This is a genomic window from Actinomadura oligospora ATCC 43269 (assembly GCF_000518265.1).
GTDB lineage: Bacteria > Actinomycetota > Actinomycetes > Streptosporangiales > Streptosporangiaceae > Spirillospora > Spirillospora oligospora.
In genome coordinates, this window is record NZ_KI912410.1 from 966,398 (window position 1) to 980,414 (window position 14,017).

Sequence of the window (14,017 nt, forward strand, 5' to 3'; positions counted from 1 at the left end):
CGTCAGCCACGGCTCGTCCGCCACGGCCGTCCGCCACGGCCGTCCGCCACGGCCGTCCGCCGTGGTCGTCCGCCACGGACGGGGGTGGGGTGGGGCGAGGGATGGACGGCGAGAGTGGGGGCGACGGGAGGGGGCGGCTGGCCATGGACATCGGGGCCATGGATCTCGGGGGCGTGGGCATCGGGGCGTGGAGGGCTGGGCTTGGGTGGCCCGGTGGGCGTGCGGTCGGCCGGAGTGGGCGGTGCACCGCCGGGGCGGCGCGGCCCGTCCGAGGAGGGCGCGGCCACCGGGCCGGGCGGTCTTGCGAGGCCGGTCGCGGGCCGGGACGGGAACCGCCGCGGGGGGGCAGAAGCCGGCGCTGGCGATTCGGCCCGGTGCGGCGCGGGCCTCGGGTCAGGAAGGCCGCCTGCCGCGGAACGCTTCCGCGGCGAAGGCACACTGTCGTGATGCCACCACAGTGCGCAGGGCCCAGAGCGCTAGACCCAGGAAACGCCGCGCATGGTGGATTCCCCCTCCAGATGTGCGGGGGGCCGCGGAGCCCCGCGGCCCCTATGGACGGCCACGGCGGCCGTCCGCCTGTTGAGGTATCGAAGGTACCGGTTTCCGACGCACTCCGCACACGTTGCAACTATCGTGTTACACAACGTGATGCATAGGGGGGAAGGATGACGGCAGTGCAGTCGTCCGCCGAGGACCGAGGTGGCGACCTGACCCACACGTCCCGGCGCCCAGGGGGATCCGGGCGGCCGTCCCTGCTGGCCGTCTACGTTCCCGCGGTGGTGCTCCTGCACCTGGCGCTGACCGCGATGGGGCTCTGGCGCACCTCGTTCCGGCTGGAAGATCTACTCACATTTACCGCTCTGTTGGCCTGCGGCGCGGTCTGCATCGAGGCGTCCCGGCGACTCGGGATGCCCGCGGGCGTCGCCCGCGACCTGCTCTCGGCGTGGTGGCTGCCGGTGGCGCTGCTGCTCCCGCCGGTCTACGCGCTGCTGATCCCCATCCCGCTGCAGACGCTGCTCCAGTTCCGCGTCCGCCGCACGCTGCTGTACCGGCGCGTTATGGTGACCTCGGCGCTCGGCCTGGCGGGAGCGTGCGCGAGCGTGGTCTTCCACTCCGTGGTGCCCGAGCCGCTGGCGGACGGCCCCGGCTGGGTCGTCGACGGCTACCCGGGCATCCCGGTCGCGATCGCGTGCGCGGCCCTGTTCACCGTCCTCAACGCGGGGATCGTCGCCGTCGCCGCCCACGCGGCCGCCCCCGAGAGCCGGTGGCGCGAGGTCCTCTGGAACCGCGAGAGCCTCCTGCTGGACGTCGTGGAGCTGTGCGTCGGCGTGATCGTCACGATCACCAGCGCGGTCTCCCCGGCGCTCCTCCTGCTGGCGCTGCCCCCGGTCGTCCTGCTGCAGCGCAGCCTGATGCACCAGCAACTCCAGGCCGCCGCCCGGGCCGACGCCAAGACCGGCCTGCTGAACGCCGCAGCCTGGCAGCGGGAGGCCGACACCGAGCTGTCCCGCGCCCAGCGCACCGACGAGGCCCTCGCCCTGCTCCTGATCGACATCGACCACTTCAAGAGGGTCAACGACAACCACGGCCACCTGGTCGGCGACCAGGTGCTGATCGGTGTCGCGACCACCCTGTGCGGCCAGGTCCGAGACTACGACGTCGTCGGCCGCTTCGGCGGCGAGGAGTTCGTCGTCCTGCTCCCCGGCGCCGACACCGTCGAGGCGTGCCGCATCGCCGAACGACTCCGTGGCCGCGTCCGCCGCCTCGCCGTCCCCGCCGAACGCGGCACCGTGGCCGTCACGATCTCCGTGGGCGTCGCCCTCCTCCACACCCACGGCTCCGACCTCATCGAACTCCTCGCCGCCGCCGACCTCGCCCTCTACCGAGCCAAGGAATCCGGCCGAGACCGAGTCTGCCTCCCCGCCGTAGAAAACCCCCACCCCTCCGAAGACTGACCCCCACCACCCGCGCCCGCAGGCCCTCGCCTACGTCCACCCCGCCGCGCCCGCAGGCCCCCCGCCCACCCAGCCACACTCACCTTCGCCGCCCGCATCCGCTGGCCCACTGCGGGCGACGCCCATCGGACCGCTTCCGCCTGGCCACGTGCGCCTGGCTGTGTGCCCCGGCCAGGTGCCCCGGCCAGGTGCCCCGGCCGCGTGCCCCCGGCTACGTGCGTCGGCTTGCGTCCGTCCGGCCACCTTGCTTCGGTGACGGCCACGGGCTGCGCCTGCGCGGGCGGTCCACCCGACTGCGCCCACGCCATGTCCACTCGGCTCCGCCTGTGCCCCGCCCCGCCACCCAGCCACGCTCGCCCGTCCGCGTTTATTGCCTGCGTCCGCCTGCTTGCTCGTGTCCGTCGGGCCAGCTCCGTGCGGGCGGTGCTCATCGGTCTGGGGCGGTCTGCCTGTGCCCGTCGCCCGTGCGGGGGTGCCCGGCGGCAGGGGGCGCGTGGTCAGGTTCGCTTGTTCGTGTCTTGGTTTGGCCCTTGCGTGGGCTCGGCTTCGCCTGGTCGCGGACTGCCGGGGCTGGAGGGGCGGGGGGCGTGGTTTCGGACACATTTGGGGGGTTGGGGCAGGTCAGGTGGGGGATTTGCTGGCTGTGGCCCTTGATCATGAGGGGTGCGTGGTGCGGACGTCGTGAGGGTGGCGCGGGGGGCTGCCGCGCGGGTGGGGCTTGGGGGTGGGGGTGAGGGCGGGAGCGGGGAGGGGTGCTGGGGGTGGTGTGTCGGGTGGGGGGCGTGGGGCGCTGGGGATGGGGGGATGGGGTGGGTTTGGGAGTGAGGGGGCGGGGTCTTCGAAGGGTGCGACGAACGGTGCCCGGGACCCAATAGGCTTGAGGATTATGGCCGAGTACATCTACACGATGCAGCGTGTGCGCAAGGCACATGGCGACAAGGTCGTCCTGGACGACGTCACCTTGCACTTCCTGCCCGGCGCCAAGATCGGCGTGCTGGGCCCGAACGGCACCGGCAAGTCGACGCTGCTGCGGATGATGGCCGGTCTGGAGCAGCCGTCCAACGGCGACGCCAAGCTCATGCCGGGGTTCACGGTGGGCATCCTGCAGCAGGAGCCGCCGCTGAACGAGGAGAAGACCGTCCTCGGCAACGTCGAGGAGGGCGTCGCCGAGACCAAGGCGATGCTCGACCGGTTCAACGAGATCGCCGAGCAGATGGCGACCGACTACTCCGACGAGCTCATGGCGGAGATGGGCAAGCTGCAGGAGCAGCTCGACCACAGCAACGCCTGGGACCTCGACTCCCAGCTCGAGCAGGCGATGGACGCCCTGCGCTGCCCGCCGCGGGACGCCGACGTCACCAAGCTCTCCGGTGGTGAGCGCCGCCGCGTGGCGCTGTGCAAGCTCCTGCTGCAGTCCCCCGACCTGCTCCTCCTGGACGAGCCGACCAACCACCTGGACGCCGAGTCCGTCCAGTGGCTGGAGCAGTTCCTCGCCAAGTACGAGGGCACCGTCCTCGCCGTCACCCACGACCGGTACTTCCTGGACAACGTCGCGACCTGGATCCTGGAGCTGGACCGGGGGCGCTGCCACCCCTACGAGGGCAACTACTCCACCTACCTGGAGAAGAAGGCCGAGCGGCTCAAGGTCGAGGGCAACAAGGACGCCAAGCGCAAGAAGCGCCTCGAGGACGAGCTCGAGTGGGTTCGGTCGAACCCCAAGGCCCGCCAGACCAAGTCCAAGGCCCGCCTGGCGCGGTACGAGGAGATGGCCTCCGAGGCCGCCAAGACCCGGAAGCTGGACTTCGAGGAGATCCAGATCCCGCCGGGGCCGCGCCTGGGCAACACGGTGATCGTCGCCGACAAGCTCACCAAGGGCTTCGGCGACCGGGTGCTGATGGACGACCTGTCCTTCAACCTGCCGCCGAACGGCATCGTCGGCGTCATCGGCCCGAACGGCGTCGGCAAGACCACCCTGTTCCGCATGATCATCGGCGAGGAGAAGCCGACCTCCGGCGTGCTGCGCGTCGGTGAGACCGTCCAGGTCTCCTACGTGGACCAGGGCCGCGGCGGCATCGCCCCGGACAAGACGGTGTGGGAGGTCGTCTCGGACGGCCTGGACCACATCAACGTCGGCCAGGTCGAGATGCCGTCCCGCGCCTACGTCGCCGCCTTCGGCTTCAAGGGCCCGGACCAGCAGAAGCCCGCGGGCGTCCTGTCCGGCGGCGAGCGCAACCGGCTGAACCTCGCGCTCACCCTCAAGCAGGGCGGCAACGTCCTGCTGCTGGACGAGCCGACCAACGACCTCGACACCGAGACCCTGTCGAGCCTGGAGAACGCCCTCCTGGAGTTCCCCGGCTGCGCCGTGATCACCTCGCACGACCGGTGGTTCCTCGACCGCATCGCCACGCACATCCTGGCGTGGGAGGACGGCTCGAACTGGTTCTGGTTCGAGGGCAACTTCGCCGACTACGAGAAGAACAAGATCGAGCGCCTGGGCGCCGAGGCGGCCCGTCCGCACCGGGTGACCCACCGCCGTCTCACCCGCGACTGACCGAGCGCGGAGCCGCCGATCCGCCGGCGGCTCCGTCATGGTCGTCCGAAGCGCCGCGTCCTCCACGAGGACGCGGCGCTTCCGCGTGGTGGCAAGGGGACGCCGGATACAAATCGTGGTGGGTTGTTGTGGGTTGGGTGCATGAGCGAGGGGGTGGGGACGGCGGGTAGATTCGGGCCCGATCCACTTCGACGACCCGGGCGAGGACATGCAGAGCGGTGACGAACGGCCCATGGCGGACTTCCGGCACGTCTACGAGTTCCACCTGAGGTTCGGCGACATCGACTCGCAGGGGCACGTGAACAACGTGAAGTTCCTCGGCTACCTGGAGGACGCGCGGCTGGAGATGTTCCACGCCGATCCCGTCCGCAAGGGCGAGGAGCCCATCCGGGGGATGGTCGTCGCGCGGCACGAGATCGACTACGTGACGCCGCTGCTGCCGACCGTCGAGCCCGTCCGGGTGGAGACGTGGATCACCCGGGTGCGGGGCGCGTCGTTCACGCTGGCCTACGAGGTGCGGGACGACGAGAACGTGTACGCGCGGGCCACCTCGGTGCTCGTCGCGTTCGACGTGGAGAAGAACCGGCTGCGCCGTTTCACGCCGTACGAGCGCGACTTCATAGGCCGCTACCTCGCCCCCGCCGAGTAGCGGGGCGGCGTCGCGTGGCCGACCTGGAGTCGGCCACGCGGACTGAGCGGGTCAGACCGCCGCGAAGGCGTGGGCGTCGAGCACCTCGGTGAAGGACCGGACGAACAGCTCGGGGTTCTCGAAGGGGAGGCCGTGGCCGCCGGGGACCTCCACGAGGCGGGCGTCCGCGATGGCCTCGGCCAGGTGCCGCTGGTGGTGGGGCGGGACGACGCGGTCGTCCGAGCTGGAGAGGATCACGGTCGGCGCGGTGATCTCCGGGAGCAGGGCCGTGATGTCGACGGTGAGGTCGGTCTCGATCTGGCGGAGGTAGCCGTCCGAGACAGCCTGGATCGCCTGCGTGAAACCGGCCGTGGCGGCGTCGAAGTCGGCACCGGTGCGGGCGCGGAGCGTGGCGTCGCCCATGGCCGTGCACTGGAGCAGGCGGGCCTGGAGTTCGGGGTCCATGCGGGTGAGGCGGGCCCAGAGGTCGAACTGGAAGGCCATCCAGGGGTCGGTCTTCGCCCATCCGGCGTGCGGGGTGAGCGACAGGACGCGGTCCGGGGACGTTCCGGCGACGGCGACGGCGACGGTCGCGCCCAGGGAGTGGCCCGCGAGGTGGAAGCAGTCCAAGCCCGCGTGGTCGGCCGCACCCAGAACCTGCCTGACCAGGTCGTCCAGGAGGATCGGGCCGCCGGGGTCGCGGGTCGCGCCCGCGCCGGAGAGGTCCGGGGCGAGGATGGTGAAGCGGTCGGCGAGGGCGTCGATGAGCGGGCCCCAGTTGCCGGGGCCGTCCGCGCCGGTGCCGTGCACCAGGACGAGGCCGGGCCCGGTGCCGGTGAGCAGGTAGTTGACAGTGCTGAGGCCGGTGCTGAGCTGGACGTCGGCGGTGGGCATTCTTCGGGTTCCTTTCAGCGGACGGGTTCGGCCACCGCGCGTCGCTCGACGGCGACGGCGGGGGCGGAGGCAGGAGTGGGACGGAGAAGACGGGCGACGATCAGCGCTCCGACCAGCGACAACGCGGAGAGCGCCCACAGGACGTCGTGGAGCGCGCCCGCGTACGCGTGCGTGGCGGCCTCGGCGTAGCCGGTCGCCGCGACTCCGCCCGGGGGAGTCATGTCGCCCTGCAGCAGCCGGGACGTGGCCTCCGAGGCGGTGCGGTCGCCGTAGTGTCCGGCCAGGTCGGAGCGGGTGAACGTGGTGAGCAGCGCCCCGAGGACGGCCACGGCGACGACCTCGCCGCTGATCCGGGCGGTGTTGAACAGGCCCGCGGCCATCCCGGCGCGTTCGGGCTCGACGGAGGAGATGGCCGCGCCGTCCATGATGGCCAGGGAGATCCCGAAGCCGGTGCCGATCAGCAGCAGCGGGGCCGCGAGGGATTTGGCGCCCGCACCTCCCGGGACGAGCGCCAGCAGCGCGGTCCCGGCCGCGACCAGCAGCAACGTCAGGACGAGCAGGGCGCGCTGGGACAGCCGTCCGCCGAGGACGCCCGTGAGCGGCGGCAGGACGAGCGTCGGCCCGGTGAGCAGCATCAGCGTCAGGCCCGCCGTGCTCGCGGACGCGTGCAGCGTCGCCATGAAGTACGGCGGCAGGACGATGGTGAGCGCGACGAACCCGAACGCGAGCAGGAACGGCATCGCGGAGATCGCCACGAAACGAGGACGGGTCAGCAGCGCGAGGTCCACGAGCGGGTTCGGATGACGCCGTTCGACGGTCGCGAACGCGGCCAGCAGCAGCACGCACGCGGTGAACCCGCCGAGGACGGCCCCGTGCGTCCAGCCGAGCGTCGGCCCTTCGACCAGCGCGAACGTGAACGCGGAGAGGCCGAGCGTGAAGGTCGCGGCGCCCGTCCAGTCGATCGGCCCGGACGCGTCCCGCCGCGACTCGGTGAGCAGCGGGACGGCCAGCAGGCTCGGCACCAGCGCGACGGCGGCGACGCCGAAGAACGCACGCCAGCCGAGGCCGGTGACGAGCAGCCCGGCGATGACCGGGCCGAACGCGAGGCCGAGGCCGAGGACGGTCCCGAACACGCCGAACGCGCGGGTGCGGGACGGCCCGTCCGGGAAGGCGGCGGCCAGCAGGGCGCTGCCGCCGGTGGTCGCGGCGGCGGCCCCCGCCCCGGTGAGCAGGCGCGCGGCGACGAGCGTCCCGATGTCCGGCGTGAGCGTCGCGACAAGCATGGACGCGGTGAACACGGCGAGCCCGCCCGTGAACATCCGTCGCCGTCCGATCCGGTCGGCGAGCGAGCCGGTGCTCGCCATGAGGCTCGCGAAGGTCAGGAAGAACGCGTTGACGACCCACTGGGAGGCGGCGAGGCCCGCGTGCAGCGACCGTCCGACGTCGGCGGTCGCCTCGGCGGCGCCCGTGGCGGTGATCGGGATGAGCAGCAGTGCGCCGCAGACCACGGTGAGCGTCACGCCGGGGGAGGCGCGCCGCGCCGAGGTGGACGGCGACCCGCGCCGGGAGCCGGGGTGTGCGGGGCTGGGCGAGGTGGCGTGCCGGGCGGAGCCGGGCATGACGGATGATCCCTTCGAGGTCGATAACCATAAGAACCCTGATGGAGATACAAGTTCTGATACGAATGCGGACCTTGTCAAGTCGTCGAGGGTTGGTAGGGTTCCTGCGGAAGGGGAGGTCCGATGGAGGCCGACGAACGGATCGAGCGGGCCACGGCCTGGCGTCCCGGCTCGCTGATCAAGCGCGCCGAGCAGGCGCTGATCGCCGAGAAGACCCGGGTGCTGCGGCCGTTCGGGCTGACCGTCCCGCAGTACGCGGCGATGTACGCGCTCTCCCTGGCGCCGGGCATCTCGGGCGCGAGACTCGCCCGGTACTGCGCGGTGACACCGCAGAGCATGACGACGGTGCTGAAGACGCTGGAGGGCCGTGGCCTGGTCGAACGCCGTCCGTCCGAGGATCACGCGCAGGTGCTCGTCACGCGGCTCACCCCCGAGGGCGAGGCCCTCCTGGACGAGGCGGACGCCGCGGCCGTCGCCGTCGAGCGCCGGATCGTGGACGCGTTCGACGAGGACGAACTGGAGGCGCTCCGCGTCCTGCTCGGACGGGCCGTGGACGTCCTGACCTGACTTTCCGGAGCTTTCCGGAAATACCAGCCCTGGCCAGGGGTAACGATCTCGGCATATGGGGATCAAACGGGCAACCAGCCCCACCCCCGTTCGAGGTGCCGATGTCCCCCTATGTCTTCGCCTGGATCCTGTGGGTCGCGATGTTCTTCGCGATCGAGATGCCCGCGGTGTTCAACCGACAGCCGGGCGACACGCTGTCCGAGGTCGTCTGGAAGGTGTTCGCCGTCCGCGGCAAGCCGCTCGGCTGGCAGCTCCGCCGCCTCGCGCTGCTGCTCGGGCTCGCCTGGCTGGTCGCCCATCTGCTCAGCGGCGGCCTCGTCTGACCGTCCCGCTGACCCTTCCTGACTTCCCGTCCCGCTCGCCTGCGGTTTCGGCGTGTCGTGGGCGTCCGTGCGGGGATGGCCTGGTCTGATGCCGGGAGATCGCCACGGTCACGGGTGTGTAACAAGCGTCCCTGCGGTATGTTTTCGTCCCACTTCTTACCTCTACGGTCGCAAAGCGAATTGTGGCGACCCCACGTGAAGGTGAGAAGATGCGGCGCGTTTCCCACAGGGCGATGACCCTGCTGCTGGCGGGCGGTCTGACCGCCTCCGGACTCGGCCTCGCCGGCGCGGCCCAGGCCGCGGCCCCGGCCCCGGCCGCGAGCGGCGACATCCTGGCCCAGCTCAAGGCGATCCCGGGCATGACCGTCCAGGAGAAGACCTCCACCCTGACGGGTTACCGCTGGTTCTGGCTGACCTACAAGCAGCCGGTCGACCACCGCAAGCCCAAGGGCAAGTGGTTCGAGCAGCGGATCATGCTGGAGCACCGGGACGCGAGCGCGCCGATGGTGGAGTACACCAGCGGCTACAACACTCCCGAGACGATGTTCCAGTCGGAGCCGACGGCGCTGCTGTCCGCCAACCAGATCTCGGTCGAGTACCGGTACTTCACGCCGTCCCGCCCGGCGGACGCGAACTGGAAGAACGACAACATCTGGCAGGCCGCCACCGACGAGCACCGCATCGTCCAGGCGCTCAAGCCGATCTACAAGGCCAAGTGGATCAACACGGGCGCCAGCAAGGGCGGCATGACCGCGACGTACCACAAGCGGTTCTACCCGAACGACGTCGCCGGGTCGGTCGTGTACGTCGCGCCCAACGACTACAACAACAACAAGGACAAGGCGTACGACAAGTTCTTCCAGACGGTCGGCACCGACGCGAAGTGCCGCACCCACGTGAAGGACCTGGCCCGCGAGATCCTCAAGCGCCGCACGGCGATGGAGACGCGGCTGAACGCGGACGCCAAGACCAACGGGTGGACGTTCTCCATCCTCAAGGGCACCGACCGCGCCTTCGAGAACTCCGTCATGGACTTCGAGTGGGGCTTCTGGCAGTACCACCTGCAGGCCGAGTGCGCCTCGCTGCCCGCGACCAGCGCGTCCGACGACGACATCTACAAGGTGTTCATGGACGTCGCCGACGGCTCGTCCTACGCCGACCAGAACCTCAGCGCGTACATCCCGTACTACTACCAGGCGGGCACGCAGCTCGGCTGGCCGTCGCCGAAGTTCCCGAACCTGCACGACCTGCTGCGCTACGAGAGCAGCTACGTGCCGCGGACGTACGTCCCGCGCGACATCGCGATGAGGTTCGACAACGGCAGGGCGATGCGTGACATCGACTCGTGGGTGCGCGGCAACGCCAACCACATGCTGTTCGTCTACGGTGCGAACGACCCGTGGGGCAGCAAGCCGTTCCGGCTCGGCAAGGGCAGCCGTGACTCGGCCGTCTACGTCGCCCCCGGCATGAACCACAGCGGCCGGCTGATCGCCAAGCTGCCGGACGCGCAGCGCGCCAAGGCCGTCGCCGACCTGCAGCGCTGGGCCGGCGTCACGCCGACCATGAAGGCCACCACCGCGGTTCCGACCCCGATGGGCGAGGACCCGACCCTGGCGCAGCGTCCCCCGCTGTAGCCGCTGAGCCGTGAGCCTCCCGAGGGCTCGCGGTTCCCACCCCCGAGGCGTGGGACATGGACCATCCCCCAGGTCCGCGTCCCACGCCTCGTCATTTCTCCCCGTCGATGATCCAGGCGGACGCGTCGCCCGGCAGCAGGCCCCCGTCGCAGGGCCCGCTCGCCAGGACGACCTCCCCGGACGGCAGCCGGACGGGCGCGTCCGAGCAGTTCACGACGCAGGTCAGCCGTCCGCGCCGGAAGACCACGGACGCGTCGGACGGGGCGTCCGGCCACTCGATCTCCTCGGGCAGACCACCGTCCAGCAGCTCGCGGCGCAGCGCCAGCGCGCGGCGGTAGAAGGCGAGCATGGACGCCGGGTCGCCGTCCTGCGCCTCCGCCGTGAGGGACGCCCAGCTCGCGGGCATCGGCAGCCAGGGGCGGACGCCGTCGTCCGGGGAGAAGCCGAACGGCTCCTTCGTCCCGGACCAGGGGATCGGCACCCGGCAGCCGTCCCGGCCGGGCTGACGGCCGCCGGTGCGGCGCGAGATCGGGTCCTGCCGCGCCGCGTCGGGCAGGTCCTCGACCTCGGGAAGGCCCAGCTCCTCGCCCTGGTACAGGTACGCCGAGCCGGGCAGCGCGAGCAGCATGAGCAGCGCGGCGCGGGCGCGGGCCGTCCCGATCCCGGGCGGCCCCGGCGGCAGCTCGTAACGCGTGACGTGCCGGGGCATGTCGTGGCTGGACAGCACCCACGTCGGCGCCGCCCCGGTCGGCGCGACCGCCGCGCACGCCGCCTTGATCACGTCCCGGAACGCGGGCGCCGACCAGGGCGCGAGCTGGAGGTCGAACTGGAACGCCTGGTGCAGCTCGTCCGGGCGGAGGAACTTCGCGAGATCGCCAGGGGAGTCGGTCCAGATCTCGCCGACGGCCATCCGGTCACCGTCGTAGGAGTCCAGGATCCGCCGCCAGTCCCGGTAGACGCCGTGCGCCTCCGGACGGCTGTAGATCCGGCCGTGCAGGGCGTGCCGCGCGTCCGCGCCGAGATCGGCGAACGCCGGATCCTTGAACAGCCCGGCGGCGACGTCGATCCGGAAGCCGTCCACGCCCCGGTCGAGCCAGAACCGCAGGACGTCCTCGAACGCGTCGCGGACGTCCGGGTGCCGCCAGTTCAGGTCCGGCTGCTCGCGCGCGTAGAGGTGCAGGTACCACTGGCCGTCCGGGAGCCGCTCCCAGGCCGGGCCGCCGAACATGGACGGCCAGTCGTTCGGCGGACCCTCCATCCGCCCGTCCGGACGGATCCGTCCCGGCCGGAACACGTACCGGTTCCGCGCCGGATCGCCGGGCTGCGCGGCGAGCGCCCGCCGGAACCACGGGTGCCGGTCCGAGGTGTGGTTCGGCACGATGTCGATGATCAGCCGCAGCCCGTGCGCGTGCGCGTCGGCGACCAGCGCGTCGAAGTCCCCGATCGTCCCGAACCGCGGGTCCACCCCGGTGTAGTCGGCCACGTCGTAGCCGCCGTCCGCGAGCGGGGACGGGTAGAACGGCGTCAGCCACAGCGCGTCCACCCCGAGTTCCCGCAGGTAGGGCAGCCGGGACCGGACCCCCTGGAGATCACCCTCCCCGTCGCCGCCGCTGTCGGCGAAGCTGCGGACGTAGACCTCGTACACGACGGCGTTGCGCCACCAGGGGGATCGCGTCATTCCAACGATCTACCCGGAACCGCCCGAACCTTCACTCGACCGGCCATAGCACATATAGCCATAGCGCACAGAACGGCCCCGGAGCGGCATGCGCGTCCGGGGCCGGATCTCGGGTCGTGGAGGGTTTCCGGGCGCCGCCCGGTCAGGAGGGGGAGTTGACCATGGACTGGGCGGCCATGGTGAAGTAGTTCCAGAGCATCTGCTCGGCCTGCGGAGGGAGGCCGCGCTCGGCGACCGTGTCGTCCAGCGCCTTGCGCATGTGCTTGAGCCAGGCCTCCTTGGCCGCCTCGTTCACCACGAACGGGACGTGCCGCATGCGGAGCCGCGGATGCCCGCGCTCCTGGCTGTAGGTGTTCGGGCCGCCCCAGTACTGGATGAGGAACAGCCGCAGCCGCTCCTCGGCGGGGCCGAGATCCTCCTCCGGATACATCGCGCGCAGCGCCGGGTCGTCCGCGACGCCCTGGTAGAAGCGGTGGACGAGGACGCGGAACGTCTCCTCGCCCCCGACCGCCTCGTAGAAGGTCACCTGTTCGGGTTCAGCCATAACGCCCCAAGCCTATGCGGTACGAGCCCGCTTACGCCTCTTGATCGTCCGTCCGACGGAACGGCCGCCACGCGGAACGGCCGTCACACGGAACGGCCGTCACGCGGAAGGTCCGTCCGGCGGAAAGGTCGTCACGCGGAACGGCCGTCCGCGCCACGCGGGCGGGACGGCCGTGGGGGAGGCGCGGCTCAGGAGGCGGTGGCGGGGGTGGCCACCTGGACGCCGGCCTGGTCGAACGCGAGCTTCACGCGCTCGCGCAGCTCGCGGGCGCACGCGGCCTGCTGGCCCGGCGCGGTCTTCAGCACGACGCGGATGACCAGCGCGTCCGCGGCGAGGGCCTGGACGCCCCAGACCGACGGCCGCTCCAGGATGAGGTCGGCCCAGGCCGGGTCCTCGGCCATCGTGTCGGCCGTGCCCTGGAGGATGTCCTTGACCTTCTCGACGTCCTCGCCGATGTCGACGGGGATGTCCAGCACCGCGCGGCCCCAGTTCTGGGACTCGTTGCCGACCTTCTTGATCTCCCCGTTCGGGACGTACCAGACGACGCCGTTGACGTCCCGCATCCGGGTGACCCGCAGGGTGACCGCCTCGACCGTGCCCTTGGCGCTGCCCACGTCGATCACGTCGCCGACGCCGTACTGGTCCTCCAGCAGCATGAAGATGCCGGCCAGGCAGTCCTTGACGATGTTCTGGGCGCCGAAACCGACCGCGACGCCGATGACGCTGGCGCTGGCGACGATCGGGGTGAGGTTCAGTCCGAGGTAGCCGAGGATGCTGAACAGGGCCGTCCCCATGATCACCACGGACGCGACCGAGCGCAGCACCGAGCCGAGCGTCTTGGCCCGCTGCGCGCGCCGCTGGGACAGCAGCGCCTGGCTGCCCTCGAAGATCGTCCGGCTCTTCTCCCGGGCCTTCTCCGAGAGGGTCCCCTCGGACATCCGCTGGGTGACCTTGGTGATCATCCGGTGTGCGATGTTCCGGATGATCAGGGCGATCACGAACGTGACGACGATCGAGACGAGCTTGCCGGTCCAGGCGTCCAGGTTGTAGTCGTGGACGAACCTGGTGGCCCCCGGGCTGTGGGTGATGTTCCAGAACAGCCGGCAGGGCGCGGACGGATCGACGCCGCAGTACTGCTCCGCCTTGCCGTCCATCTTGACCAGGGGCTCACTCAGCGCCGTCGCCGCGTGGACGGGCGCGCTGGACGCCACTGTGCCGTACATGGGGGCAGACCCTCCCGACCGATGGTGGATGCCGCGTCACATCGTCGTGGACCTGCGGCGGTACGAGCCCGATCGTAGGGGACGGTGACGACGGGTTCGTCCAGCGCCGGACGATCGACGCGCATCGGACGGGGAGGGTCTGCCCTTGGCCGCGGGCCCGGTCGGACGGGCATGGGAAGCGGACCCGCGGCCGCTCAGTGGGTGCCGGTACGGAGGCGCTGGTCACATCGCCGCCCGCACGGCCCGGCCCTCCGGCCACCGCCGGGCGGCCTGCCCGGCGGGTGACGACCCGGTGGCCGGAGGGCGCCGTCTCGCTGTCCCGGCCGGTTCCCCCCCTGGCCGGGTGCGAGATCGGCCGCCCCGCCCCCGCCGGGCGGCGGAAGATCGAGAAGGCGGACGGT

11 protein-coding genes are annotated in these 14,017 nt (G+C 71.5%); 6 read left to right on the plus strand and 5 right to left on the minus strand.

Annotated features, from left to right (window positions below; translation table 11 throughout):
• The first annotated feature begins 665 nt into the window (after positions 1-665).
• The 3 genes from P696_RS0136245 (at position 666) to P696_RS0136255 (ending at position 5,155) form a co-directional block, all read left to right on the plus strand.
• Positions 666-1,955: a GGDEF domain-containing protein gene (locus P696_RS0136245; protein ID WP_026416154.1), complete on the plus strand. Its 1,290-nt coding sequence runs from the start codon at positions 666-668 to the stop codon at positions 1,953-1,955.
• Between the two features lie 886 nt (positions 1,956-2,841).
• A complete protein-coding gene (ettA, locus tag P696_RS0136250) occupies positions 2,842-4,506 on the plus strand; it encodes an energy-dependent translational throttle protein EttA (protein WP_026416155.1) in 1,665 nt (554 codons plus the stop codon).
• A gap of 208 nt (positions 4,507-4,714) precedes the next feature.
• Entirely contained in the window at positions 4,715-5,155 is a 441-nt protein-coding gene (locus tag P696_RS0136255; RefSeq protein WP_051468567.1) for an acyl-CoA thioesterase, read from the plus strand.
• A gap of 51 nt (positions 5,156-5,206) precedes the next feature.
• Here the strand turns inward: P696_RS0136255 and P696_RS0136260 are convergent, their stop codons facing one another.
• Both P696_RS0136260 and P696_RS50440 read right to left on the minus strand, forming a co-directional pair.
• The gene (locus tag P696_RS0136260) at positions 5,207-6,028 is read right to left on the minus strand and encodes an alpha/beta fold hydrolase (RefSeq protein WP_026416157.1); all 822 of its coding nucleotides are present in this window, start codon (positions 6,026-6,028) and stop codon (positions 5,207-5,209) included.
• Positions 6,029-6,042: 14 nt separating this feature from the next.
• Positions 6,043-7,647, minus strand: a complete 1,605-nt coding sequence (locus P696_RS50440) for an MFS transporter (protein ID WP_051468568.1) — start codon at positions 7,645-7,647, stop codon at positions 6,043-6,045.
• Positions 7,648-7,770: 123 nt separating this feature from the next.
• Between P696_RS50440 and P696_RS0136270 the strand changes: the two genes are divergently transcribed.
• From P696_RS0136270 to P696_RS0136280, 3 genes are all read left to right on the plus strand, one after another.
• Entirely contained in the window at positions 7,771-8,214 is a 444-nt protein-coding gene (locus P696_RS0136270; protein WP_026416158.1) for a MarR family winged helix-turn-helix transcriptional regulator, read from the plus strand.
• Positions 8,215-8,315: 101 nt separating this feature from the next.
• Entirely contained in the window at positions 8,316-8,537 is a 222-nt protein-coding gene (locus P696_RS0136275) for a hypothetical protein (RefSeq protein WP_026416159.1), read from the plus strand.
• Positions 8,538-8,746: 209 nt separating this feature from the next.
• The gene (locus P696_RS0136280) at positions 8,747-10,171 is read left to right on the plus strand and encodes a S28 family serine protease (protein ID WP_026416160.1); all 1,425 of its coding nucleotides are present in this window, start codon (positions 8,747-8,749) and stop codon (positions 10,169-10,171) included.
• A gap of 91 nt (positions 10,172-10,262) precedes the next feature.
• Here the strand turns inward: P696_RS0136280 and P696_RS0136285 are convergent, their stop codons facing one another.
• From P696_RS0136285 to P696_RS50445, 3 genes are all read right to left on the minus strand, one after another.
• Positions 10,263-11,849 carry a glycoside hydrolase family 13 protein gene (locus tag P696_RS0136285; RefSeq protein ID WP_051468569.1) on the minus strand — a complete coding sequence of 529 codons (1,587 nt, stop codon included), beginning with the start codon at positions 11,847-11,849 and terminating at the stop codon, positions 10,263-10,265.
• Between the two features lie 142 nt (positions 11,850-11,991).
• Positions 11,992-12,393, minus strand: a complete 402-nt coding sequence (locus P696_RS0136290) for a globin (protein ID WP_026416162.1) — start codon at positions 12,391-12,393, stop codon at positions 11,992-11,994.
• Between the two features lie 188 nt (positions 12,394-12,581).
• On the minus strand, positions 12,582-13,616 hold the full coding sequence (locus P696_RS50445) for a mechanosensitive ion channel family protein (RefSeq protein ID WP_084338697.1): 1,035 nt from the start codon (positions 13,614-13,616) through the stop codon (positions 12,582-12,584).
• Positions 13,617-14,017 lie beyond the last annotated feature (401 nt).

What these genes read in the sequence shown, in the direction of transcription:
- P696_RS0136245 (WP_026416154.1), top strand. Translation starts at nt 666, where the DNA reads ATGACGGCAGTGCAGTCGTCCGCCGAGGACCGAGGTGGCGACCTGACC.
- ettA (WP_026416155.1), top strand. Translation starts at nt 2,842, where the DNA reads ATGGCCGAGTACATCTACACGATGCAGCGTGTGCGCAAGGCACATGGC.
- P696_RS0136255 (WP_051468567.1), top strand. Translation starts at nt 4,715, where the DNA reads ATGCAGAGCGGTGACGAACGGCCCATGGCGGACTTCCGGCACGTCTAC.
- P696_RS0136260 (WP_026416157.1), bottom strand. Translation starts at nt 6,028, where the DNA reads ATGCCCACCGCCGACGTCCAGCTCAGCACCGGCCTCAGCACTGTCAAC.
- P696_RS50440 (WP_051468568.1), bottom strand. Translation starts at nt 7,647, where the DNA reads ATGCCCGGCTCCGCCCGGCACGCCACCTCGCCCAGCCCCGCACACCCC.
- P696_RS0136270 (WP_026416158.1), top strand. Translation starts at nt 7,771, where the DNA reads ATGGAGGCCGACGAACGGATCGAGCGGGCCACGGCCTGGCGTCCCGGC.
- P696_RS0136275 (WP_026416159.1), top strand. Translation starts at nt 8,316, where the DNA reads ATGTCCCCCTATGTCTTCGCCTGGATCCTGTGGGTCGCGATGTTCTTC.
- P696_RS0136280 (WP_026416160.1), top strand. Translation starts at nt 8,747, where the DNA reads ATGCGGCGCGTTTCCCACAGGGCGATGACCCTGCTGCTGGCGGGCGGT.
- P696_RS0136285 (WP_051468569.1), bottom strand. Translation starts at nt 11,849, where the DNA reads ATGACGCGATCCCCCTGGTGGCGCAACGCCGTCGTGTACGAGGTCTAC.
- P696_RS0136290 (WP_026416162.1), bottom strand. Translation starts at nt 12,393, where the DNA reads ATGGCTGAACCCGAACAGGTGACCTTCTACGAGGCGGTCGGGGGCGAG.
- P696_RS50445 (WP_084338697.1), bottom strand. Translation starts at nt 13,616, where the DNA reads ATGTACGGCACAGTGGCGTCCAGCGCGCCCGTCCACGCGGCGACGGCG.